Source organism: Streptococcus mitis (genome assembly GCF_946188375.1).
GTDB classification, from domain to species: Bacteria; Bacillota; Bacilli; order Lactobacillales; family Streptococcaceae; genus Streptococcus; species Streptococcus mitis_CX.
On record NZ_CAMHUS010000001.1, the window covers coordinates 459289 to 479168 of the forward strand.

Below are 19880 nucleotides of genomic sequence, written 5' to 3' on the forward strand. Positions count from 1 at the left end.
TATTTGAATTATTGTATCAAAAAGCCACCAAATAGGCTAGTAAAATCCCAACTCTCTATAAAAAAATGCACTGATTGATTACATCAGCGCACTTTTATGCTTATCCTACTTTAGCAGCCAATTCTTCTGCGAATTGTTCCAAGCGTTCAATGTCTTCTTCCTCAGCAGAGAGATCAACTTTGACACACTCTGAACCTTTTTCTGCCCCTGTCGCTACAAAAACGCGGTCAAAGTCATCGACAGCCTTACAGAATTCATCGTAGAAGGTATCTCCTGAGCCGACCACTCCGTAGATTTTGCCATTCAAGTTGAGGTCAGCTAGGTCTTCGTAGAAGTCCATCATCTCATCTGGCAATTCTCCATCACCATAAGTATAGGTTGCAACGATAGCGATGTCTGCTTCCAAGAAGTCTGAAGCGTCAACAGTTGTACATTCATCAACATCGACATCCAAGCCCAAGTCACGTAATTTGTCTGCTACAATATCTGCAATTTCTTCGGTATTACCGGTCATACTGGCAAATACAATTTTTGCTAATGCCATATCGTCCTCCTCAATTTATCTTTCTCCATTATATCACATCTTTTTCATTTTAAAAATAAAAATTCTTGTGCTACAATGAAATGAGAAAGAATTGAGGTTATTTATGGACATTTGCCATCAAATTTTAGAAAAAATTAAAGAATACGACACGATTATCATTCACCGTCATATGAAACCAGACCCTGATGCCTTGGGAAGTCAGGTGGGATTGAAAGCTCTTCTCAAACATCATTTCCCAGAAAAAACCATCAAAGCCGTTGGTTTTGATGAACCAACTCTAACTTGGATGGCGGAAATGGATTCTGTTGAAGACAGTGCTTACCAAGGTTCCCTTGTCATCGTTTGTGATACGGCGAATACTGCTCGTATTGATGATAAGCGCTATAGTCAAGGTGATTTTCTCATTAAGATTGACCACCATCCAAATGATGATGTATACGGTGACCTGTCTTGGGTCGATACTAGTTCAAGCAGCGCTAGTGAGATGATTACCCTATTTGCCCAAACAACCCAACTGGCCTTGTCAGATCGAGCTGCTGAATTGCTCTTTGCAGGAATTATTGGGGATACAGGTCGCTTCCTCTACCCTTCTACCACTGCACGGACCCTCCGTCTGGCTGCCTCTCTAAGAGAACAGAACTTTGACTTTGCGGCTCTCACTCGCAAAATGGACACTATGAGTTACAAAATTGCTAAACTTCAAGGCTATATCTACGATCATCTGGAAGTGGATGAAAATGGCGCAGCTCGCGTGATTCTGAGTCAGGAAATCTTAAAACGATTCAATGTCACCGACGCGGAAACTGCAGCCATTGTAGGCGCACCTGGACGCATTGACAGTGTTAGTCTCTGGGGAATTTTTGTGGAGCAGGCTGATGGCCACTACCGCGTTCGCTTACGCAGTAAAATCCATCCTATCAATGAAATTGCCAAAGAACATGATGGTGGAGGCCACCCTCTAGCAAGCGGTGCTAATTCCTATAGTTTAGAAGAAAACGAAATCATCTACCAAAAGTTAAAAAACTTGCTTAAAAACTGATAAAATACTTGCCAAACTTTTTAGAATCTGATAGACTAGTATGGTAACAATCTATGGCTCGCAAAGAGACCATGGCAGAAAGGAAATATTGCAAAATGAAAAAAGATATCCATCCAGAATATCGCCCAGTTGTCTTCATGGACACAACTACTGGTTACCAATTCCTTAGCGGTTCAACAAAACGCTCTAACGAAACAGTTGAGTTCGAAGGCGAAACTTACCCATTGATCCGTGTGGAAATTTCATCAGACTCACACCCATTCTACACTGGACGTCAAAAGTTCACTCAAGCAGATGGACGCGTGGATCGTTTCAACAAAAAATACGGTCTCAAATAATGATAAAAAGACAGCTTCGGCTGTTCTTTTTTGTTTCTTCAAATCAACTGCTGTTTTCATGTTCCAACCTCAAAAAAAACTTTGCAATCTCGATAGCCACACAATGGTTGCTAGAGTACAAAGTTTTTTTATTAGACTTCCTGCGAAACTAGAATTCTAGTTCACAGTTGATAATTCCAGCAATCAAATTCATTCGTAATCCAAATCGTTTACGTCGATTTCGTTAGGTTGTTGAAAACATTTTAAACGTTTTTACTTTGACCAAAATATTCTCAACCTTGATTCTCTCTTTAGATAGCACATGATTATAGGATTTATCTTCAAGAGTTAGTGGCTTAAGTTTGCTTGATTTCCTCGGAATTTACGCTTGTGAATACATCTTCATGATCCCTTGATAACCACTGTCTGCCAAGATTTTACCAGCTTGTCCGATATTTCTGCGACTCATTTTGAATAACTTCATATAGTGGCAATAGTTCACTGCAATATCCAAAGAAACAATTCTCCCTTGGCTTGTGACAATCGCCTGAGCCTTCATAGCATGACATTTCTTTTTACCAGAATAATTCGCTAGTTGATTTTTTAGGACGATTGATTTTTAGCTCTGTTGCATCCACAATCACCGTATCCTCAGCACTAAGATGAGTTTTTGAAATCGTAAAGCCAGTTTGAATAAGAGTTGCTTCAACCCATTGACTCCGACGGATTAAGTTGCTTTCGTGAATGCCAAAAATTGTTTACTTACTTCATAATTCATAGTTTTATTGTATCATATTTTGTTTCGCAGGAAGTCTACTTTTATTTTCCACTGCTAAGCACAATTCTTAGATTCACTCTGAAAAAGATTAGACTTTTAACCCCAAAATTGATAAAATAAAAAAGAAAATAAGATAAAAGGAAACTGAAAATCACCATAATGAACATGCAAAAATTGAACATACTGTTTTTAATTTTTGTAAACATCAAAAAGGTTGGTTTAAAAGGATTTTAAGCCCTTAAGATTTTTTATCCAACACTTCTATTCACGCATCCAAGGCAAAATCTTGGCAAAAAAATACAGTAGCAAAGAGTACACCAAACTACCACTCATTATGGGCGGTAGTTTTCTTTTCGTCTAAAATAGAGATAAAAAGATAGGTGGTAGCCTTATGCGTTACGGTTATGTTCGAGTATCTACAAGAGAACAAAATATCGATAGACAATTTTCAGCCTTGGTAGAAAATAAATTAGCAAAAGAAAATATTTTTATTGATTATGTTTCAGGAAAGGATTTTGACAGAATAGAATATCAAAAATTATTAACTACCTTGAAGGAGAATGATGAATTAGTTATTAAATCAATTGATAGATTGGGAAGAAACTATGATGAAATTTTAGAACAATGGCAATCAATTACTAAGAAAAAGAAAGTAAATATAACTGTTTTAGATTTCCCCTTATTAAACACAAAGAATAGCGATGACAATATCACAGGAAAACTAATATCTGACATCGTTTTGCAAGTTCTATCTTATGTGGCACAGTTTGAAAGAGAACAAATCAAACAAAGACAAATGGAAGGAATACGAGAAGCAAAGAAAAAAGGGAAAAAATTCGGTAGACCAAAATTGCTTGCCCCGGATAATCTTCCTGATGTAATAGCTCAATATACGAAAAAAGAAATAACATTACGAGAAGGTGCAGACATCTTAGGAGTATCAAAAAGCACCTTTCATAATTGGATAAAAAATTCATAGTTCCTGTCAAAAAACCTAGACTTTTTTGGACAAACTTGATAGAATGGTAGTGTAATAATAATCGGTCAAAATACTGGATTTTAGAACCTTTTTTCTAACGAAAATGGTTCTAAAATAAAGTGTATTTCCTGTCCAAAAAATCCTAGATTTTAGGACAAACTGATTACTTTACAACAAATAAAAATAGGGAGTATTAAATGAATGCACAAACAAACTAAAAAATTCACACTTGCAACTATATCAGCTCTATCACTTCTTGGCACTGGAGTCATCACAGCTAATCAAGTATCAGCTAGCGAGAATACGAGTACTGAAAAACAAATAGACGCAACAATTACAAAAGTTGAAATTGATTATTTTGGACTTAGCTTCGAAGGAAAACTTTCAGAGCCACTACCACACGGAGGTGATAAGGCTGCTAAGGGAAATATTACTTTGATTGATAAAGCGACCGGAAAAATTGTGTACCAAAGTCACGATGCTGTCATTTTTAGTGGCTTAACTGAAGATGTTAGTGATCAATTTTTGCAACCTTTATTTTATAGCAATCAATTTAAAGGTGATGTTTTTGTCTCAGAACAATTCCCAGATGGAACATATATTTTAGAGATGTATGGAGAAGCTGGTTCGCCTTACGATGACTTAACTGATACAAGAAAACGTGTCTTTAAAGTTAGAAAAGAGGTAACTATCGGAAATCCTTCGACAAATTCAAATACTAACGCAACAACTCAATCAGGTTCAAATTCTAATATCTCAGGTAGTTGGCTACAATCTGGTTCTCGCTGGTGGTATAAACATGCCGACGGCTCTTACAAAACTAATGGCTGGGAAAAAATCAATGGTGTTTGGTATCGCTTTGACTATTCTGGTTGGATGCAAACAGGCTGGGCAAAAGACGGTAGCTGGTACTATCTCGACGGTTCAGGTGCTATGAAGACTGGTTGGGTCAAAGATAACGGTAACTGGTACTATCTTCAAGACTCAGGCGCTATGAAAACTGGCTGGATGAAGGTATCTGGAAAATGGTACTATGCTTATAACTCTGGTGCATTGGCAATCAATACGACAACACCTGATGGCTACCGTGTCAATTACAACGGTGAGTGGGTATAACATAAAATAGAAATAAATTAAGGAGATAATTATATGAACAAAGTTATAAAAATTGAAGCTGAAACAGTTTATGTTGGAAAAGGTGATAATGGCCAATTTACTGCAATTTCAAGAAAAAGTTTTGGTTTTGAACCACAAGTAGGTGATTACGTAGAATTTTATCAAAACGGTGATGAGTATATTGTTTCAAAAATAGATAACGCATCTCCAGCTACCTCTAGTCAACATTCAAATGGAGTGAGTGATAAATCTAAACTGGCCGCAGCCCTATTTGCCTTATTTTTAGGAGCACTCGGTGGCTACGATTTTTACATCGGAAATTCTAAACAAGGATACAAGCGTATCGGAATAACTCTGCTAGCTATCATTCCTATTTTAATGCCAGTTGTTTTACTAGCAAATGCTATTTGGAATATTATAATTACTATTCAAGTTTTAACTTCCAAAACTGGTAGCAAATGGCACCAAGATGCCCAAGGTTTAGAATTGCAAGATTAAATACATGAAAAAATTATTATTTCTATTCAGTGCCAGTATTTTAACTATCTCTCTTCTAACAGCTTGCCAACATCAGAGTGAAAACACTCCCTCAGCAAGTTCTGAAGTAACTACTTCTAGTAGCAGTTCATCTACTTCCACATCGGAAGAGAAGAAAACTGACTACACCCTATACAATACTGTCCTTAAAGAATATGCCAAAGTATTAGATGGTTCACCAGCTTCACATACAGAGGTCAATTCAAAAGCAAACTTAAAAAATACTTATCCTAACGAATATTATGGATTACAGTATAGCTTGTATGATTTAGACCAAGACGGTACGGACGAACTTTTGATTGCTCTAAAAACGTATTCTAACTATTACGATTTATTAGATATTCGAACTCTTAAAAATGGTGAAGTTATTCGACTGACCAATGCAGAAAATAATCTGGACTTTATTGGAGAACGCGTTCATTTTAATCCTTTAGAAAACGGCTATTTCCAATTATCTACCCGAGTATCTACTAATCAAATCCAACTTAAACTATACAAGTTGAATCAGGATAGAACACAGTTAGAGTTAGTTAGCGAATCAGATACAGAAGAGGGACTGGGGACAAAACCACCTTCCCTTGACATAAGGTCTTTCTCTTGGAAATCTGTCACAAGCCTCATAAATGGAGAAACAAGCCTTCCATCAGAAAGTAAAGGAATGGAGATTTCTGCAATTCAAAATGGAGATTTTTCTAGTGTCATAGGAACTTGGAGGAATGGTACAGGTATTGAATTTACTTTCGATAAAAATGGCTTGGTAAGTGATCATTCCAAAGTTTCAATTGAATATGCTAAAGAAACCGACCGCTATCTTAAAGCAAGTTTACTTCCTAAAGCTGGTGGTGCTGGTGGTGCAGCTATTGCCTTTTTACCAGCAGGAATCCCTATAACCATGTCTGTCACCTCTTCTTCAGATAATGGCTATACTGACTCGTCTGATATTACACAAGACCGCTTATGGTTTGGACACCAACTCATCAATGGCAGTACTGAGGGATTTTTCTACAAAGTAGAATAGTGTTAGTAAACTCTTAAACTAGCTCATAAAATATCTAGCAACTTTTCATAAACACATATAGGATAAATATTCTTATGCTCTTAGAATATCTATCCTATATTTTTATTCTATCTACATTTCTATCGATACTTGATGAATTCACTCAGAAAAAGATTAGACTTTTAACGTTAAAATTGATAAAATAAAAAAGAAAATAAGATAAAAGGAAACTATAAATCACCATGATGAACATGCAAAACATGATGCGCCAAGCACAAAAACTTCAAAAACAAATGGAACAAAGTCAAGCAGAACTTGCTGCTATGCAATTTGTTGGCAAATCTGCTCAAGACCTTGTTCAAGCTACCTTAACAGGTGACAAAAAAGTTGTCAGCATTGACTTCAATCCAGCTGTCGTTGACCCTGAAGATCTTGAAACTCTTTCTGATATGACTGTTCAAGCCATCAACTCTGCTCTTGAACAAATCGATGAAACTACCAAGAAAAAATTAGGTGCTTTCGCTGGAAAATTGCCATTCTAAGCATAAGAAAAACAAGCATTCAAGAGAATACTTGCCTATCATGGGAGGAACAACTGTTCCTCTTTTTGCTTACTAAAAATTAAAGAATTCCATGGCCTGTTTGAACAGTAAATCCGTATACTCTGGGTCTTCTTGGGCAATGGTAACCTGATCTTGAATCATTTCCAAGTCATCCGTTATCATGCCGTCTGCACCCAAATGAACAGATTTATCAAAGGACTCTGAACTATTGATGGTCCACACGTACAATTTTTGATCGGTATTCCAAAGCTTGTTGACAAAATTTTCATCCAAGGTTGAATACTCCATAGTATAACCTGTGGCCTTGGTTCTTGGAAAAATACTATTATAAGGTAGGATTAAAAAGACTGGAATTTGAGTATCGTAGGCTAAAACCTGGTCAATCACATGGTAGTCCAAGGATTGCATTTGGTGACCATTCTGCTTAAGAACAGTTCCATATTTTTCCATAAAGCGTTTCATCATATCTGGGCTATCTTTTCGACTAGTTTTAATTTCAATAAGGAGTTTTTGATGTAATTCATTGGCTTTATTGAGATAGTCATCAAAACTAGACACCTTGCTATGATAACCATTTTCTGAAATATCGAGTTTGGTCAATTCCTCCAAGGTTAAATCCTGAGGTTTGGCATTAACTCCTGTCAAATTCTTGATATTGGCATCATGCATCATGACAAACTGGCCATCTTTTGTTTCCTGAACATCCGTCTCAACGAAGTCTGGAGATAACTGAGCGGTTTTTTCTAGTGATTGGACGGTATTTTGCACACCATTCTTATTAGATACTCCCCTGTGAGAGATAATCAAAGGTTTGTTAGCAACTGGAGCTTCTAAATAAACATAACCCTCAAGAGCGAAAAAGATAGCAGCACATCCCATCACTCCCCATCTCATCCAGTGGTCTTTCTTTCTCCTTGGTGTGATTTCTAATTCTTCTCCTGTTAAGAAGGAAACAAACTTAATGAGAAAGTAAGTCAAGGCCATATAGTGGAAATTCTTAATCAAGACAAAGTTAATAATTCCCATCACAAGAGATTCCTTATGGGTCAAACCATCCATCAGTGCCTGACTTGTCAAGATTGGGATCAATAAAAGAATGAAAAATATGTAGGTTTTGACGACAATCCAAAGCAAGTTCCAAATATAAAACCAAGAGTGCTTTCTTGTCTTCTCTAGACTGTATCTGACTGCTTCTTTGACTGTTTTCTTCTCAAATAAAAGCTGAGGTAGGGCAAACATCAAGCGCACTGAAATGTAAAATAGAAGTAAAGCAAGAATAGTAACCACTATACCTACTAGCCAATACTTGTCTTCCACATAATCAACGATAAAGTCCGGAATGACGATTTTATTGAGGTAATAAATCTTTAAAATCTTTCGAATCAATGGAAAGAGCATCATGATATAAAAGAAGATAAAGGCTATCTTGGAAAGTGTCGCTTGCTTCATAAACAAGAAACTTTGTCGAAAGACCTTACGACTGTACTCCAGCAAAGTTCTCTTTTCATGATAGAGTAGGTGCCGGGCTCCGATAAAGAGAAGTCCTATCTGGTAATAGGCGATCAGTAAATTAACGATTACCAGAATAAATAAAGCAAGACTAACAAAGGGAGAACCTTTTATAATGGCAAAAATATTGTTGTAGGAAAGAAAGAGATAGCCTGTCTGACGGAGCAAAAGTCCAGCAATCCAAGAATTTGATGGTAACCAGACAAACTCAATCATCATGAAAGTCAAGAAAAAGAGAAAGAGTATTTTATCTAGATTAAAGTATATCTGCTTAAAACCTAGATTTTTAGGTTTTTCAGGTTTCATAGGCACTCCTAGTCAAATAATTGAGACAAGTCCAAGCCTCCAAAAGGATTGTTCGATAGGCTACTTTCTGCCCCTAACAATTCTCTAGCTTGATCCGACTCTAGAAAGGACTCGTAAACACGCGCCGTCATCCGAGCATCCTCTAAGCTATTATGAGACTGGCCTTGAAATCCAAGAAACGAGGCAACAGTTTGCAATTTGAGATTGGCAATACCATGTAAATCCGAACTACGGCGTTCAAAAGCTTCATCATACAGATCCACCTTGTACTGCAGGCTGTAATCTAAACCATGCTCTGCTAGAATAGGCAAATCACTTTTAGCAGCATTGTAGCCAACCATGGGTAAAGAACCCACAAAATCTTGGAAATCTTTTATGACTTTCTCCACTGGAGGAGCATCTTTTAAGGTCTCATCTGTAATCCCAGTCAAACCATTGATAAAACTCTTTAGAGGCACACTAGTGTGGACATAGGAATCATAGGCATCGATTTCCTGACCATCTCTAAAACGCACTGCCGATACTTGAATCAAGTGTGTTTGCCCTTCATGCTGATTAAATTCTAAATCGAAAGCAATGTAATCTTCTAATCGTTCCATTCTATACCTCTCCTATACTGTTATTTTATACTCTTCGAAAATCTCTTCAAACCGCGTCAGCTTCGCCTTGCCGTAGATATATGTAACTGACTTCGTCAGTCTTATCTACAACCTCAAAGCAGTGCTTTGAGCAGCCTGCGGCTAGTTTCCTAGTTTGCTCTTTGATTTTCATTGAGTATTAATTGAGCAACTATACTATTTAGAAACAAAAGAAGCCATCAGGTTAGCATTTAACCTAAACAGCTCCTTGATTATCCTCCAAATAAACGAGCAAAAAAGCCTTTCTTAGTTGATTGGACTTCTTCTTTTGCTTGGTCCAGCTCTAGCTTAAGATTTTCTTGATCCTTCATGGCTTGAAGGGTCAATTGTTGTTGCTGATCGAGTTGTTTGTCTTTCTCAGCAATCTGACGGTCTTTGATACGCATCTGCTCGTCTTTTTCTGATAACTGACGATCCTTGGCTTTTAATTGTTCATAAAGACGAAGAATTTCTGCATTTTTCTCATCAACCAGAATCTCCATCAGTTCACGTTGCTTGACATCTTCACTGACAGGCTCATCTTCAAAAATCGTTTTTTTATAGATTTCTTCTAGCTTAATCAAGCCACTTCTGGTAACGACTGTTACCCCTTTGTCATTTTTATCTGTGTCTTCTTCTGGTAATTCTTTGACACGGTTATTGATTGCTTGGCGAGATAATCCTAAGACCTCTGCAATCTCACTGACGGTCATTTCAATACTCATAATATCCTCTGAAACGTTTTCTAGCTTTTCTTTACTTAAATCTTATCATAAGCTAGAAAAACTGTCAAATTTTCGCTTAATTTAAGGCCTTCAAAAAGGCTAATAAGACTTGGGCAGAGCGACGTCCAGCTTCGATAATAAACTCATCAAAAGAGATGTTTGCTTCATGGTTGGCATTATCACTCATAGCTCGGATGACTAAAACTGGAAGATTAAGGGCATGCGCTGCCTGAGCAATAGCTGCCCCCTCCATCTCAACAGCTAAAACTTCTGGGAAATGGGACTTAATCGCTTCTATCTTGTCATTTCCTGCAACAAAACTATCTCCTGTAGCAATCAAACCAAGATGCCAGTTCTGGTCCAATTGAGATAGACTCTCTTGGATTTGAGCAATAAAGGTTTTATCTGATTCGAAATAAAGCGGTTGTTGTGCCATTTGTCCATAAGCATAGCCAAAAGCTGTGACATCCACATCATGATAGGCTAATTTGTCAGCAATCACAACATCCCCAACAGCAATACCTTCTGCTACTGCCCCAGCTGATCCTGTGTTAATCAAAGCATCCACTTGAAAATGATCAGCCAAAATCGCCACACTCATAGCAGACATGACTTTACCAATTCCACTTTCTACAAGAACGACTTCATGAGAAGCAATGGTTCCAGTATGATAGGTATTCCCTAAAACAACTTGCTCCTGGGCATTTTCTAGATGCTGGATCAGATACGCCAGTTCTTCTGGCATAGCCGCAATAATTCCTATTTTCATTTCAATTCCTTTTCTATTACAAAAGTTTCATTGCTAAGACAAGCAAAATTAAGAGAAAGATGACTGCAAATAAGATTTTATTCAGTTTGGAATTGAAGACATTTCTCTTGGTATTTTCAATGCGACGACTTTTATGAATAGACGGTTCGACCTGAATCTTCAAGGTTTCCTGGCTAAAACCATGTCCCTTAGGATTGGCATAACCAAAACGGGAAGAAGAGGTTGGTAAAATCTTGGTCTCCTCATCATCTAGTAAAGGAGGACCTGAAATTTTTTCGCCTCTATTAGCCCTTTCAATCATTTCATCCGTTAATAAAGGTTTACCCATACTGACCTCCTCTATGTTTTCTGCAATTCCCAATACTGAACAGCCATAATTGTCTTGGCATCACAGATATGACCTGATTGGATTAATTCCTTGGCTTCTTCTAAGCTCACTTCAATGACTTCTAAGGTTTCATCTTCATCCTGCGGACGCGGATTTTCCACTTTCGTCAAATCGCTTGCTCGGTATAGTTTTAACTTTTCATTACAAAAGCCAATGGCTGAGTAAAAATCGTACAAGAGTTCTAATTTCCCTGTATAGGCTGTTTCTTCCTCTAATTCACGAAGGGCTGCTGCGACAGGGTCTGTATTTTCTCCTACTTCCAACTTTCCGGCTGGAATTTCGTAAGAGACAGCCTCGATGGCTTTGCGGTACTGCTTGACCAAGATGAGTTTTTGTTCATCTGTTACAGCTAAAACGCAGACAGCTCCATTGTGGAAAATCAAATCGCGCTGGGCAGTTCCTTTACCTTCTGGTAATTCAACCTGATCTTGGACCAGTTTAAAAATTGGCCCTTGATAGATTTCTTTTCGGCTAAGCGTTTTTTCTTCAAATTCCATGATAGACTCCTACTGATTTTTAGGATGATGAGGAAGGCGAGTTGCATATTCGTCTTTATTGACCTGACGACCACGACCAATAGCAATAGCATCTGCTGGCACGTCTTTAGTAATCGTTGAACCAGCACCAACGAGGGAATTGTCACCAAGTTCTACTGGCGCAATAATGGTTGAATTTGAACCAACAAAGACATTGTTTCCAATGACTGTCTTGTATTTGTTTTTGCCGTCATAGTTGACTGTAATGGTTCCAGCACCAAAGTTAACATGGCTACCCACTTCACAGTTTCCGATATAAGTCAAATGACCAGCCTTGGTATTCTCACCTATTGAAGAGCCTTTAACCTCAACAAAGTTCCCAATGTGGACTTGGGCACCTAGACTTGAACCTGGACGAATGTGGGCATAAGGTCCAACAGTTACACCGTCTGCAACACTACTTTCTTCAATCATAGAGTTGGTAATAACAGCTCCTGCTCCGATAGTGCTATCCACTACATAAGTACCGTTTGTCAAAACAGTCTCAGCACCAATTTTCGTTTGCCCCTTCAAGGTAACATTGGCTTCGATTTGAACTTCAGGCGCAATCTCAACATCAATATCGATATAAGTTGCTTCTGGATTGACAAAGCTAACTCCATTGACCATATGCTGATGATTGATGCGACGACGCATAACCGACTCAGCAGTCGCAAGAGCCACACGGTCATTTACCCCAAGACTTTCATCAAAATCTTTCAAAGTATAAGCGCCAACTTTTTCACCAGCTTCACGGAAAATGCCAATGACATCTGTAATATAGTATTCTCCTTGAGCATTATTGGTATTGATATTTTTCAAAGCCTCAAATAAACGCTCGTTATCAAAAACGTAAGTTCCAGTGTTGATTTCCTTGATTTGTTTTTCAAAATCTGTAGCATCCTTCTGCTCAACAATGCGAAGAACTTCAGCATTGTCATTACGCACAATTCGTCCATAGCCAAAAGGATTATCTGTTTCAGCAGTCAAGATAGTAGCCACATTTTTATGATTGATGTGGAAATCAATCAAGTTTTTCAAGCTTTCACCTGTGATTAAAGGAGTATCTCCAGCAATGACCAAAGTGTGACCTGACAAACCTTCTAAGATTGGCTCCGTCATCATAACTGCATGGCCAGTACCCAACTGTTCAGATTGAGTCACAAATTCTGTCTGTCCAGCCAAGACCTGCTCAACCAATTCTGCCTTGTGTCCGACAACTGTTACTGTCTTTTCAGGTTGGATAGCTCCCACACTACGGAAAACATGTTCCAACATAGAAATACCCGCAACCTTGTGCAAAACTTTTGGCAAATCAGATTTCATGCGAGTCCCTTTACCCGCTGCTAAAATAATGGCATAATTTGACATAATCTTCTCTTTTCTCTAGAAATTCCCTTTTATTATACCATATTTCAAATCATTCCGCGCTCTTGAATGAAAAAATGCTCTAAAGTCCTTTCTTAACCCATTTTTTGAGTATTTTTTTTGATTTTTTTTCATTTTTAAGGTAAAATTATGAGATATGAGAAAGAAAATAAATCCGCTTATTTTGTTTGGTTTTTTTGGGATTATGATTTTCATTTTAATCCTGAATCGCCCTCGTTTTGAGGACCATCCTGTAAAAACAAAGTCAAATATCGCGCAAGTAGAAACGCAAGCGCTACACAATATAGATAAACCGGTAATTGATGTTTCTGGTTGGCAACGTCCTGAGGAAATAAATTACGATACTCTGTCCCAAAACATTTCTGGAGCTATCGTTCGTGTACATAGTGGCGCTCAGTCTTTAAAAGAAAACGATGCTTCCTTTGTTAATGGGGTAGATAAGGCCTTTAAAACCCATATTACCGAGTTTCAAAAACGAAATGTCCCAGTTGGTGTCTATGCCTTTGTAGCTGGAAAAAGTGTCCAAGAAATGGAAAAGGCTGCTGAAGTTTTTTATAACGCTTCATCGCCATACAGCCCTAGTTACTATTGGCTAGATGTGGAAGACAAAACCATGTCCAATATGAACGAAGGTGTTGAAGCCTTTCGAGCAAAACTAGAATCACTTGGTGCTAAAAATATCGGCATCTACGTTGGGGTCTACTTCATGGAAGAACACAGTATTGATACAGACAAGTTTACGTCTGTTTGGATTCCTTCCTATGGTTCTGACTCAGGATTTTACGAAGCTACTCCTAAGACTGATTTAGATTACGACATTCACCAATACACATCTAAAGGAAAAATTGCTGGCTTTGACCACGATTTGGATATCAACGTCATTTCTTCCTTAAAAAACAAAGAAGAAACCTTTAGAAAAATCTTTTTAAAACCTTAAAAGCATTTGTTTATCATTTGCTTTTTCTTTTTGTGTTTGATTGTGATACAATATAGTAAGGATTTTTTGAAATAGAAATAGTTGGAGGAAAAATATGCTCTCATGGTTAGCACGTGTTATTAAAGGGATTGTCATTGCTCTTGGATTTATCTTACCGGGAATTTCCGGAGGGGTTCTAGCAGCAATCTTAGGCATTTATGAACGGATAATTGGCTTTCTAGCCCATCCCTTTAAAGACTTTAAAGAAAATGTTTTGTACTTTATTCCAGTTGCCATCGGTATGCTTCTGGGAATCGGATTATTTTCCTACCCGATTGAATACCTGCTTGAAAATTATCAGGTCTTTGTCTTATGGAGCTTTGCGGGTGCCATCATTGGTACAGTTCCTAGCCTTCTCAAAGAATCAACTCGAGAATCTGACCGAGACAAGATTGATTTAGCTTGGTTCTGGACAACCTTTATCATTTCTGGATTAGGACTCTACGCCTTAAATTTTGTTGTTGGAACCTTAAGTGCCAGCTTTCTTAATTTCGTCCTAGCTGGTGCACTGCTGGCTCTTGGCGTATTAGTTCCTGGCCTCAGTCCATCAAACCTCCTTTTGATTTTGGGTCTCTATGCTCCTATGTTGACTGGTTTTAAAACCTTTGACCTCTTGGGAACCTTCTTCCCGATTGGAATCGGAGCAGGCGCAACTCTCATTATTTTTTCAAAATTGATGGATTATGCCTTAAACAACTACCACTCACGCGTCTATCATTTCATCATCGGAATCGTCTTATCAAGTACTCTTTTGATCTTGATTCCAAATGCAGGAAACGCTGAAAGTATCCAATACACAGGTCTTTCACTTGTTGGGTATGTCATCATCGCCTTCTTCTTTGCACTTGGAATCTGGCTTGGTATTTGGATGAGTCAATTGGAGGATAAATATAAATAATGGCAAAAAAAGTTAAAATCAAAAAAACATTGGTGGAACAAATCCTGTCTAAAGCAGGTATCCCACATCAGGGGATTCAAATCAATGCCCTGGAAGGAGAGCTTCCTCAAGGTTATGAACGAGATCAGATTTTTAAAACCTTGGCTCTTTTGGGAGATAAAACAGGACCGATTATTGGAATTGTCCCTATCACCCAACACTTGTCTGAAAAGAAACTAGCCAAAATTTCTGGCAATAAAAAAGTGAGCATGATTCCACAAAAGGACTTGGAAAAAACAACAGGTTATATTCACGGAGCCAATAATCCTGTCGGTATTCGTCAGAAACACAATTATCCCATTTTTATCGATAAGATTGCTCTAGATTTGGATCAAATGATTGTCTCTGCTGGCGAAGTTGGTCACAGCATTATCGTCGCACCACAAGACTTGGCTAGCTTTGTAAAGGCTGACTTTGTAGATATCTTGGAGGACAGCAAGTAATGAAACTCTACTTTGTCCGCCACGGTCGTACAGTCTGGAACCAAGAAGGACGCTTTCAAGGTGCTAGTGGAGATTCTCCCCTTCTTCCTGAATCCATTGACACCCTAAAACGACTTGGCCAGTATCTAAAGGAGATTCCTTTTGATCAGATTTATTCAAGTGATTTACCTCGAGCGGTCAAATCTGCTGAGATTATCCAAAGTCAACTCCAGACTCCCTGTCCTTTAGAAAGTGTTCCTAATCTTCGTGAATGGCAGCTGGGTAAGTTGGAAGGTTTGAAAATTGCAACCTTGGAAGCTATTTATCCGCAACAAATCAAAGCTTTCCGATCTAACCTTGCTCAATTTGACACTCAAATGTTTGGAGCCGAGTCCCTCTATAGCACTACGCAACGGACTATCCAATTTATCAAATCATTAAAAGATAGTCCAGCTGAGCGTATTCTAATTGTCGGACACGGCGCCAATCTTACTGCCAGTCTTCGTACTCTTCTAGGTTATAAAGAACCACTTCTTCGTAAAGATGGCGGTCTAGCAAATGCCAGCCTAACCATTCTAGAAACCCATGACTTTGAAACATTTACCCTTGATACTTGGAATGATACTTCCTATCAATAACAGAACTTGATTTTAGCGTCAAGTTCTTTTTAGTTTTGAAAGATTATCCGTGAATTTCTTGCTTATTTATGATAAAATGGGAGTATCGCAAAAAATGACTCATCGTATTCAATTTTGAGTAAAACTAGGAGGATCCCATGTCAACAGAACATATGGAAGAACTAAATGACCAGCAGATCGTTCGCCGTGAAAAAATGGCTGCGCTCCGTGAACAAGGAATCGATCCTTTCGGAAAACGCTTTGAACGCACTGCAAATTCACAAGAATTAAAAGATAAATATGCCGACCTCGATAAAGAACAATTACATGATAAAAATGAAACAGCTACTATCGCAGGACGCTTGGTAACCAAACGGGGTAAAGGTAAAGTAGGTTTTGCCCACCTTCAAGACCGCGAAGGTCAAATCCAGATTTACGTTCGTAAGGATGCTGTCGGTGAAGAAAACTACGATATCTTCAAAAAAGCAGACCTTGGTGACTTCCTTGGTGTCGAAGGTGAAGTGATGCGTACAGATATGGGAGAACTCTCTATCAAAGCTACTCACATCACTCACTTATCTAAAGCACTCCGCCCACTTCCTGAGAAATTCCACGGTTTGACAGACGTTGAAACAATTTACCGTAAACGTTACCTTGACTTGATTTCTAACCGTGAAAGCTTTGAGCGCTTTGTCACTCGTTCAAAAATCATTTCTGAAATCCGTCGTTACCTTGATCAAAAAGGTTTCCTTGAAGTCGAAACACCTGTTCTTCACAATGAAGCTGGTGGTGCTGCTGCCCGTCCATTTATCACCCACCATAATGCCCAAAACATTGACATGGTGCTTCGTATCGCGACTGAGCTTCACTTGAAACGCCTTATCGTCGGTGGTATGGAACGCGTCTATGAAATCGGACGTATCTTCCGTAACGAAGGAATGGATGCTACTCATAACCCTGAGTTTACTTCTATCGAAGTTTACCAAGCTTATGCAGACTTCCAAGACATCATGGACTTGACTGAAGGTATTATCCAACACGCTGCTAAATCAGTCAAAGGCGATGGCCCAATTAACTATCAAGGTACTGAAATCAAAATCAATGAACCATTTAAACGTGTTCACATGGTGGATGCTATCAAAGAAATTACTGGTGTAGATTTCTGGCAAGACATGACTTTGGAAGAAGCCAAAGCTATCGCTGCTGAGAAGAAAGTTCCAGTTGAAAAACACTACACTGAAGTTGGCCACATCATCAATGCCTTCTTTGAAGAGTTTGTTGAAGAAACTTTAATCCAACCAACCTTTGTCTATGGACATCCAGTAGCTGTATCTCCACTGGCTAAGAAAAATCCTGAAGACGAACGCTTTACTGACCGTTTCGAACTCTTTATCATGACTAAGGAGTACGGTAATGCCTTTACTGAGCTCAACGACCCAATCGACCAACTTAGCCGTTTTGAAGCCCAAGCTAAAGCTAAAGAACTTGGTGATGATGAAGCGACAGGTATCGACTACGACTACATTGAAGCCCTTGAATACGGTATGCCACCAACAGGTGGTTTGGGAATCGGTATCGATCGTCTCTGCATGCTACTCACTGATACAACTACTATACGTGATGTATTACTCTTCCCAACAATGAAATAACCTCTTATCCTCTGGTACTTGCCAGAGGATTTTTCGATACAAAAAGAGACTGAGTAAAAACTCAATCTCTACTTTTCACTTCTTTGGTTGCTACATCTTCTCCAAACCATTTATGGCTAATCTCTTGGAACTTCCCTTCTTGGTAAAGTTGAACAAAAGCTTGGTTTAAAGCTTGTAGTAATCTTTTGTCAGCTGGTCTAACTCCGACTGCAAAGGATTCACTTTCAAATCCAGCCGAAAAGACATTGTAGTCATTTAATATCCCCTCAGACTGAAGATAGTAATTAGCATACACTCGGTCAATCAACAAGGCATCAATTCGATCATTCTTCAAATCAATCAAGGCTTCATTGAAACTCTGATATTGATTGGCTTTCTGGTCTTTAACACGATTTTTCAATAAATCTGGCTGCGCTTCAAAGTCTAGATAACCAGAGGATCCTGCTTGGGCTCCCAAGGTCTTATCCTTCATATCCTCTACTGAACGAATTTGCTTGCTTTTCTTCGTAACTAGTACTTGCTGATTTTCCATATAAGGAATACTAAAGGCAACTTTTTCTCGGCGTTCATCAGTCGCAGAATAGCCATTCCAAATGGCATCTATGGTTCCATTTTGCAGTTCTGTCTCCTTCATATCCCAGTCGATTGGTTGAAATTGAACCTTAAAACCTAATTTTTCAGAGACAGCCTCTGCTAGGTCAATATCAAATCCTGTATATTGACCATTCCTTTCTTCAAATCCCATAGGTACGAAGGTATTATCAAAACCAATGGTTATACTCCCCTTCTCTTGATACTTATCCCAGTTATCCTGCTTTGGATCACTAGCCTTCTGAGTGCAAGCCGTTAAAAAGAAAGTCAGGATAGAAACCAATACTAAAGCAATTTTCTTATTAGTCATCGGCACCTCCTACTTGGGCTCAACCTTGAGAATCTGATCTGCGATATTTTCAGCGAACTGTAAATCGTGGGTAACCACAATCTGCGTCATGCCAAGTTCCCTATTTTGCAAGATCAGTTTTTCCACTTCCAAGCGCAATTCTGGATCTAGAGCCGAAGTTGGTTCATCGTAGCCAATGATTTCTGGATCAATCATCATAGCACGCGCCAAGGCAACCCGCTGCTTTTGCCCACCAGATAGTGAGAAAGGATAGGCGTCTGCATGACCAGCCAGTCCTAATTGTTCCAAAAGCCCTCGCGCCTTCTTCTCAGCCTCTTCCTGCTTCATCCCCATGGTTTTCACAGGCGATAAGGTCAAATTATCTAGAACTGATAAATGAGGGAACAGTTGAAAATCTTGGAATACAAATCCCAGTAGATTTCGTTTCTCCAATTCATCCAGTTCTAAAGGTTCTCCATTATAAAAGATTTGCCCTGAATCAATGGTTTCCAGACCTGCAAGCATACGTAAGAGAGTTGTCTTACCTCCACCAGAAGGACCAACGATAGCTAGGATTTGCTTTTCAGGAATTTTTAGACTGAAATTGGACAAAATTTGCTTTTCACCAAAGCCTTTATTGATATTTCGTAATTCTAACATGGCAGCCTCCTATCTATAGTAACTGTACTTCTTCTCAACTTTTTTGGCAAGAATGGTCACAATACCAATCAAAATCAAGTAAATGGCTCCTGCCAAGAACATAGGAACCAGGCTAGCATCACGGTTTGCAGCTGTACGACTAGCCAAGATAAGGTCTGAAATGCCTAGAGCATAGACCAGAGAAGTATCCTTGACCAAACTCATGACTTCGTTAAATACGCTAGGAAGAACAATCTTGGTCACTTGGGGCAAGATAATATAGCGTACTGTGTCAAAAGGACTGAATTTCAAGACCTTAGCAGCCTCGTATTGACCTTTAGGAATGGTATCAATCCCTCCACGGAAGATTTCAGCAAAGTAAGCCGCATAATTCAACACAAAGGCAATGATAGCCGCAGGAAGACGGTCCAAACGAATCCCAATACTTGGCAGCACATAATAGATAAAGATTAATTGCAAGAGCAAGGGTGTTCCCCGCATAATCCAAATATAAATATTAATCAGATGATGGAGGGGCTTCCAATGGACTTGCAAGGCAAAGGCAATCAAAACGCCCAAGGGAATAGAAAAAATCAAGACCAGTGCAAAAACCTGCAAAGTCATGCTTGCACCGCTCAATAAACTCGGTAATATCTCAAACAAATAAGACAT

The 19880-nt window shown here is 38.7% G+C and carries 23 protein-coding genes and 1 pseudogene; 12 read left to right on the plus strand and 12 right to left on the minus strand.

Features of this window, described 5'->3' with window-relative positions:
* Positions 1-100: 100 nt before the first annotated feature.
* Positions 101-544, minus strand: a complete 444-nt coding sequence (locus N8M16_RS02255) for a flavodoxin (RefSeq protein WP_001162125.1) — start codon at positions 542-544, stop codon at positions 101-103.
* 103 nt (positions 545-647) lie between these two features.
* Here N8M16_RS02255 and N8M16_RS02260 point away from each other — a divergent pair, with 103 nt between their 5' ends.
* Positions 648-1583, plus strand: coding sequence for a DHH family phosphoesterase (locus N8M16_RS02260; protein WP_237446803.1), 936 nt, complete (start codon positions 648-650; stop codon positions 1581-1583).
* A gap of 95 nt (positions 1584-1678) precedes the next feature.
* Positions 1679-1921: a type B 50S ribosomal protein L31 gene (locus N8M16_RS02265; RefSeq protein ID WP_000710764.1), complete on the plus strand. Its 243-nt coding sequence runs from the start codon at positions 1679-1681 to the stop codon at positions 1919-1921.
* Between the two features lie 148 nt (positions 1922-2069).
* On the opposite strand, the pseudogene N8M16_RS02270 reads toward N8M16_RS02265, so the two are convergent.
* Positions 2070-2652: pseudogene (locus N8M16_RS02270) on the minus strand (transposase family protein); the annotation flags it as partial.
* A gap of 417 nt (positions 2653-3069) precedes the next feature.
* Here N8M16_RS02270 and N8M16_RS02275 point away from each other — a divergent pair.
* From N8M16_RS02275 to N8M16_RS02295, 5 genes are all read left to right on the plus strand, one after another.
* The gene (locus tag N8M16_RS02275; RefSeq protein WP_004256625.1) at positions 3070-3657 is read left to right on the plus strand and encodes a recombinase family protein; all 588 of its coding nucleotides are present in this window, start codon (positions 3070-3072) and stop codon (positions 3655-3657) included.
* A 237-nt stretch (positions 3658-3894) separates the two neighbouring features.
* On the plus strand, positions 3895-4773 hold the full coding sequence (locus tag N8M16_RS10270; RefSeq protein WP_406696010.1) for an N-acetylmuramoyl-L-alanine amidase family protein: 879 nt from the start codon (positions 3895-3897) through the stop codon (positions 4771-4773).
* 33 nt (positions 4774-4806) lie between these two features.
* Positions 4807-5271: a hypothetical protein gene (locus N8M16_RS02285; protein ID WP_004256621.1), complete on the plus strand. Its 465-nt coding sequence runs from the start codon at positions 4807-4809 to the stop codon at positions 5269-5271.
* A 4-nt stretch (positions 5272-5275) separates the two neighbouring features.
* Complete coding sequence (locus tag N8M16_RS02290; RefSeq protein ID WP_261069567.1) at positions 5276-6328, plus strand: DUF6287 domain-containing protein; 1053 nt, start codon at positions 5276-5278, stop codon at positions 6326-6328.
* 221 nt (positions 6329-6549) lie between these two features.
* Positions 6550-6849: a YbaB/EbfC family nucleoid-associated protein gene (locus N8M16_RS02295; RefSeq protein ID WP_000981526.1), complete on the plus strand. Its 300-nt coding sequence runs from the start codon at positions 6550-6552 to the stop codon at positions 6847-6849.
* Between the two features lie 72 nt (positions 6850-6921).
* Here the strand turns inward: N8M16_RS02295 and N8M16_RS02300 are convergent, their stop codons facing one another.
* The 7 genes from N8M16_RS02300 to glmU all read right to left on the minus strand — a co-directional run bounded on the left by N8M16_RS02300 (position 6922) and on the right by glmU (position 13070).
* Complete coding sequence (locus N8M16_RS02300; protein ID WP_023946939.1) at positions 6922-8685, minus strand: glycerophosphoryl diester phosphodiesterase membrane domain-containing protein; 1764 nt, start codon at positions 8683-8685, stop codon at positions 6922-6924.
* Between the two features lie 8 nt (positions 8686-8693).
* Positions 8694-9284 (minus strand): 3'-5' exonuclease, encoded by a 591-nt coding sequence (locus tag N8M16_RS02305; RefSeq protein ID WP_261069568.1) that lies wholly within the window; start codon positions 9282-9284, stop codon positions 8694-8696.
* Between the two features lie 251 nt (positions 9285-9535).
* Complete coding sequence (gene rocS, locus N8M16_RS02310; RefSeq protein ID WP_000021242.1) at positions 9536-10027, minus strand: chromosome segregation protein RocS; 492 nt, start codon at positions 10025-10027, stop codon at positions 9536-9538.
* 76 nt (positions 10028-10103) lie between these two features.
* Positions 10104-10796, minus strand: a complete 693-nt coding sequence (locus N8M16_RS02315; protein ID WP_261069569.1) for a 5'-methylthioadenosine/adenosylhomocysteine nucleosidase — start codon at positions 10794-10796, stop codon at positions 10104-10106.
* A gap of 16 nt (positions 10797-10812) precedes the next feature.
* Positions 10813-11124: a cell wall synthase accessory phosphoprotein MacP gene (gene macP / locus N8M16_RS02320; protein WP_049532083.1), complete on the minus strand. Its 312-nt coding sequence runs from the start codon at positions 11122-11124 to the stop codon at positions 10813-10815.
* Positions 11125-11135: 11 nt separating this feature from the next.
* Positions 11136-11681 carry an NUDIX hydrolase gene (locus N8M16_RS02325; protein WP_261018307.1) on the minus strand — a complete coding sequence of 182 codons (546 nt, stop codon included), beginning with the start codon at positions 11679-11681 and terminating at the stop codon, positions 11136-11138.
* A gap of 9 nt (positions 11682-11690) precedes the next feature.
* On the minus strand, positions 11691-13070 hold the full coding sequence (glmU, locus tag N8M16_RS02330) for a bifunctional UDP-N-acetylglucosamine diphosphorylase/glucosamine-1-phosphate N-acetyltransferase GlmU (RefSeq protein ID WP_084930169.1): 1380 nt from the start codon (positions 13068-13070) through the stop codon (positions 11691-11693).
* 154 nt (positions 13071-13224) lie between these two features.
* On the opposite strand from glmU, the gene N8M16_RS02335 reads away from it, so the two are divergent.
* The 5 genes from N8M16_RS02335 to lysS all read left to right on the plus strand — a co-directional run bounded on the left by N8M16_RS02335 (position 13225) and on the right by lysS (position 17689).
* Positions 13225-14025, plus strand: coding sequence for a glycoside hydrolase family 25 protein (locus N8M16_RS02335; protein WP_049544045.1), 801 nt, complete (start codon positions 13225-13227; stop codon positions 14023-14025).
* Between the two features lie 94 nt (positions 14026-14119).
* Complete coding sequence (locus tag N8M16_RS02340) at positions 14120-14962, plus strand: DUF368 domain-containing protein (protein WP_261069570.1); 843 nt, start codon at positions 14120-14122, stop codon at positions 14960-14962.
* On the plus strand, positions 14962-15444 hold the full coding sequence (locus N8M16_RS02345) for an aminoacyl-tRNA deacylase (protein ID WP_061423884.1): 483 nt from the start codon (positions 14962-14964) through the stop codon (positions 15442-15444). The genes N8M16_RS02340 and N8M16_RS02345 overlap by 1 nt, the downstream gene beginning before the upstream one ends.
* Positions 15444-16061, plus strand: a complete 618-nt coding sequence (locus N8M16_RS02350; protein ID WP_049500382.1) for a histidine phosphatase family protein — start codon at positions 15444-15446, stop codon at positions 16059-16061. The genes N8M16_RS02345 and N8M16_RS02350 overlap by 1 nt, the downstream gene beginning before the upstream one ends.
* Before the next feature lie 137 nt (positions 16062-16198).
* The gene (gene lysS / locus N8M16_RS02355) at positions 16199-17689 is read left to right on the plus strand and encodes a lysine--tRNA ligase (protein ID WP_261056339.1); all 1491 of its coding nucleotides are present in this window, start codon (positions 16199-16201) and stop codon (positions 17687-17689) included.
* Positions 17690-17750: 61 nt separating this feature from the next.
* Here the strand turns inward: lysS and N8M16_RS02360 are convergent, their stop codons facing one another.
* Genes N8M16_RS02360 through N8M16_RS02370 form a run of 3 tightly spaced genes read right to left on the minus strand, consistent with a single transcriptional unit; the run spans position 17751 to position 19880 of the window.
* Positions 17751-18590: an amino acid ABC transporter substrate-binding protein gene (locus N8M16_RS02360; RefSeq protein ID WP_261069571.1), complete on the minus strand. Its 840-nt coding sequence runs from the start codon at positions 18588-18590 to the stop codon at positions 17751-17753.
* A gap of 9 nt (positions 18591-18599) precedes the next feature.
* On the minus strand, positions 18600-19229 hold the full coding sequence (locus N8M16_RS02365; RefSeq protein WP_261056341.1) for an amino acid ABC transporter ATP-binding protein: 630 nt from the start codon (positions 19227-19229) through the stop codon (positions 18600-18602).
* Positions 19230-19238: 9 nt separating this feature from the next.
* Entirely contained in the window at positions 19239-19880 is a 642-nt protein-coding gene (locus N8M16_RS02370; protein ID WP_049487112.1) for an amino acid ABC transporter permease, read from the minus strand.

What these genes read in the sequence shown, in the direction of transcription:
- N8M16_RS02255 (WP_001162125.1), bottom strand. Translation starts at nt 544, where the DNA reads ATGGCATTAGCAAAAATTGTATTTGCCAGTATGACCGGTAATACCGAA.
- N8M16_RS02260 (WP_237446803.1), top strand. Translation starts at nt 648, where the DNA reads ATGGACATTTGCCATCAAATTTTAGAAAAAATTAAAGAATACGACACG.
- N8M16_RS02265 (WP_000710764.1), top strand. Translation starts at nt 1,679, where the DNA reads ATGAAAAAAGATATCCATCCAGAATATCGCCCAGTTGTCTTCATGGAC.
- N8M16_RS02275 (WP_004256625.1), top strand. Translation starts at nt 3,070, where the DNA reads ATGCGTTACGGTTATGTTCGAGTATCTACAAGAGAACAAAATATCGAT.
- N8M16_RS02285 (WP_004256621.1), top strand. Translation starts at nt 4,807, where the DNA reads ATGAACAAAGTTATAAAAATTGAAGCTGAAACAGTTTATGTTGGAAAA.
- N8M16_RS02290 (WP_261069567.1), top strand. Translation starts at nt 5,276, where the DNA reads ATGAAAAAATTATTATTTCTATTCAGTGCCAGTATTTTAACTATCTCT.
- N8M16_RS02295 (WP_000981526.1), top strand. Translation starts at nt 6,550, where the DNA reads ATGATGAACATGCAAAACATGATGCGCCAAGCACAAAAACTTCAAAAA.
- N8M16_RS02300 (WP_023946939.1), bottom strand. Translation starts at nt 8,685, where the DNA reads ATGAAACCTGAAAAACCTAAAAATCTAGGTTTTAAGCAGATATACTTT.
- N8M16_RS02305 (WP_261069568.1), bottom strand. Translation starts at nt 9,284, where the DNA reads ATGGAACGATTAGAAGATTACATTGCTTTCGATTTAGAATTTAATCAG.
- rocS (WP_000021242.1), bottom strand. Translation starts at nt 10,027, where the DNA reads ATGAGTATTGAAATGACCGTCAGTGAGATTGCAGAGGTCTTAGGATTA.
- N8M16_RS02315 (WP_261069569.1), bottom strand. Translation starts at nt 10,796, where the DNA reads ATGAAAATAGGAATTATTGCGGCTATGCCAGAAGAACTGGCGTATCTG.
- macP (WP_049532083.1), bottom strand. Translation starts at nt 11,124, where the DNA reads ATGGGTAAACCTTTATTAACGGATGAAATGATTGAAAGGGCTAATAGA.
- N8M16_RS02325 (WP_261018307.1), bottom strand. Translation starts at nt 11,681, where the DNA reads ATGGAATTTGAAGAAAAAACGCTTAGCCGAAAAGAAATCTATCAAGGG.
- glmU (WP_084930169.1), bottom strand. Translation starts at nt 13,070, where the DNA reads ATGTCAAATTATGCCATTATTTTAGCAGCGGGTAAAGGGACTCGCATG.
- N8M16_RS02335 (WP_049544045.1), top strand. Translation starts at nt 13,225, where the DNA reads ATGAGAAAGAAAATAAATCCGCTTATTTTGTTTGGTTTTTTTGGGATT.
- N8M16_RS02340 (WP_261069570.1), top strand. Translation starts at nt 14,120, where the DNA reads ATGCTCTCATGGTTAGCACGTGTTATTAAAGGGATTGTCATTGCTCTT.
- N8M16_RS02345 (WP_061423884.1), top strand. Translation starts at nt 14,962, where the DNA reads ATGGCAAAAAAAGTTAAAATCAAAAAAACATTGGTGGAACAAATCCTG.
- N8M16_RS02350 (WP_049500382.1), top strand. Translation starts at nt 15,444, where the DNA reads ATGAAACTCTACTTTGTCCGCCACGGTCGTACAGTCTGGAACCAAGAA.
- lysS (WP_261056339.1), top strand. Translation starts at nt 16,199, where the DNA reads ATGTCAACAGAACATATGGAAGAACTAAATGACCAGCAGATCGTTCGC.
- N8M16_RS02360 (WP_261069571.1), bottom strand. Translation starts at nt 18,590, where the DNA reads ATGACTAATAAGAAAATTGCTTTAGTATTGGTTTCTATCCTGACTTTC.
- N8M16_RS02365 (WP_261056341.1), bottom strand. Translation starts at nt 19,229, where the DNA reads ATGTTAGAATTACGAAATATCAATAAAGGCTTTGGTGAAAAGCAAATT.
- N8M16_RS02370 (WP_049487112.1), bottom strand. Translation starts at nt 19,880, where the DNA reads ATGTCTTATTTGTTTGAGATATTACCGAGTTTATTGAGCGGTGCAAGC.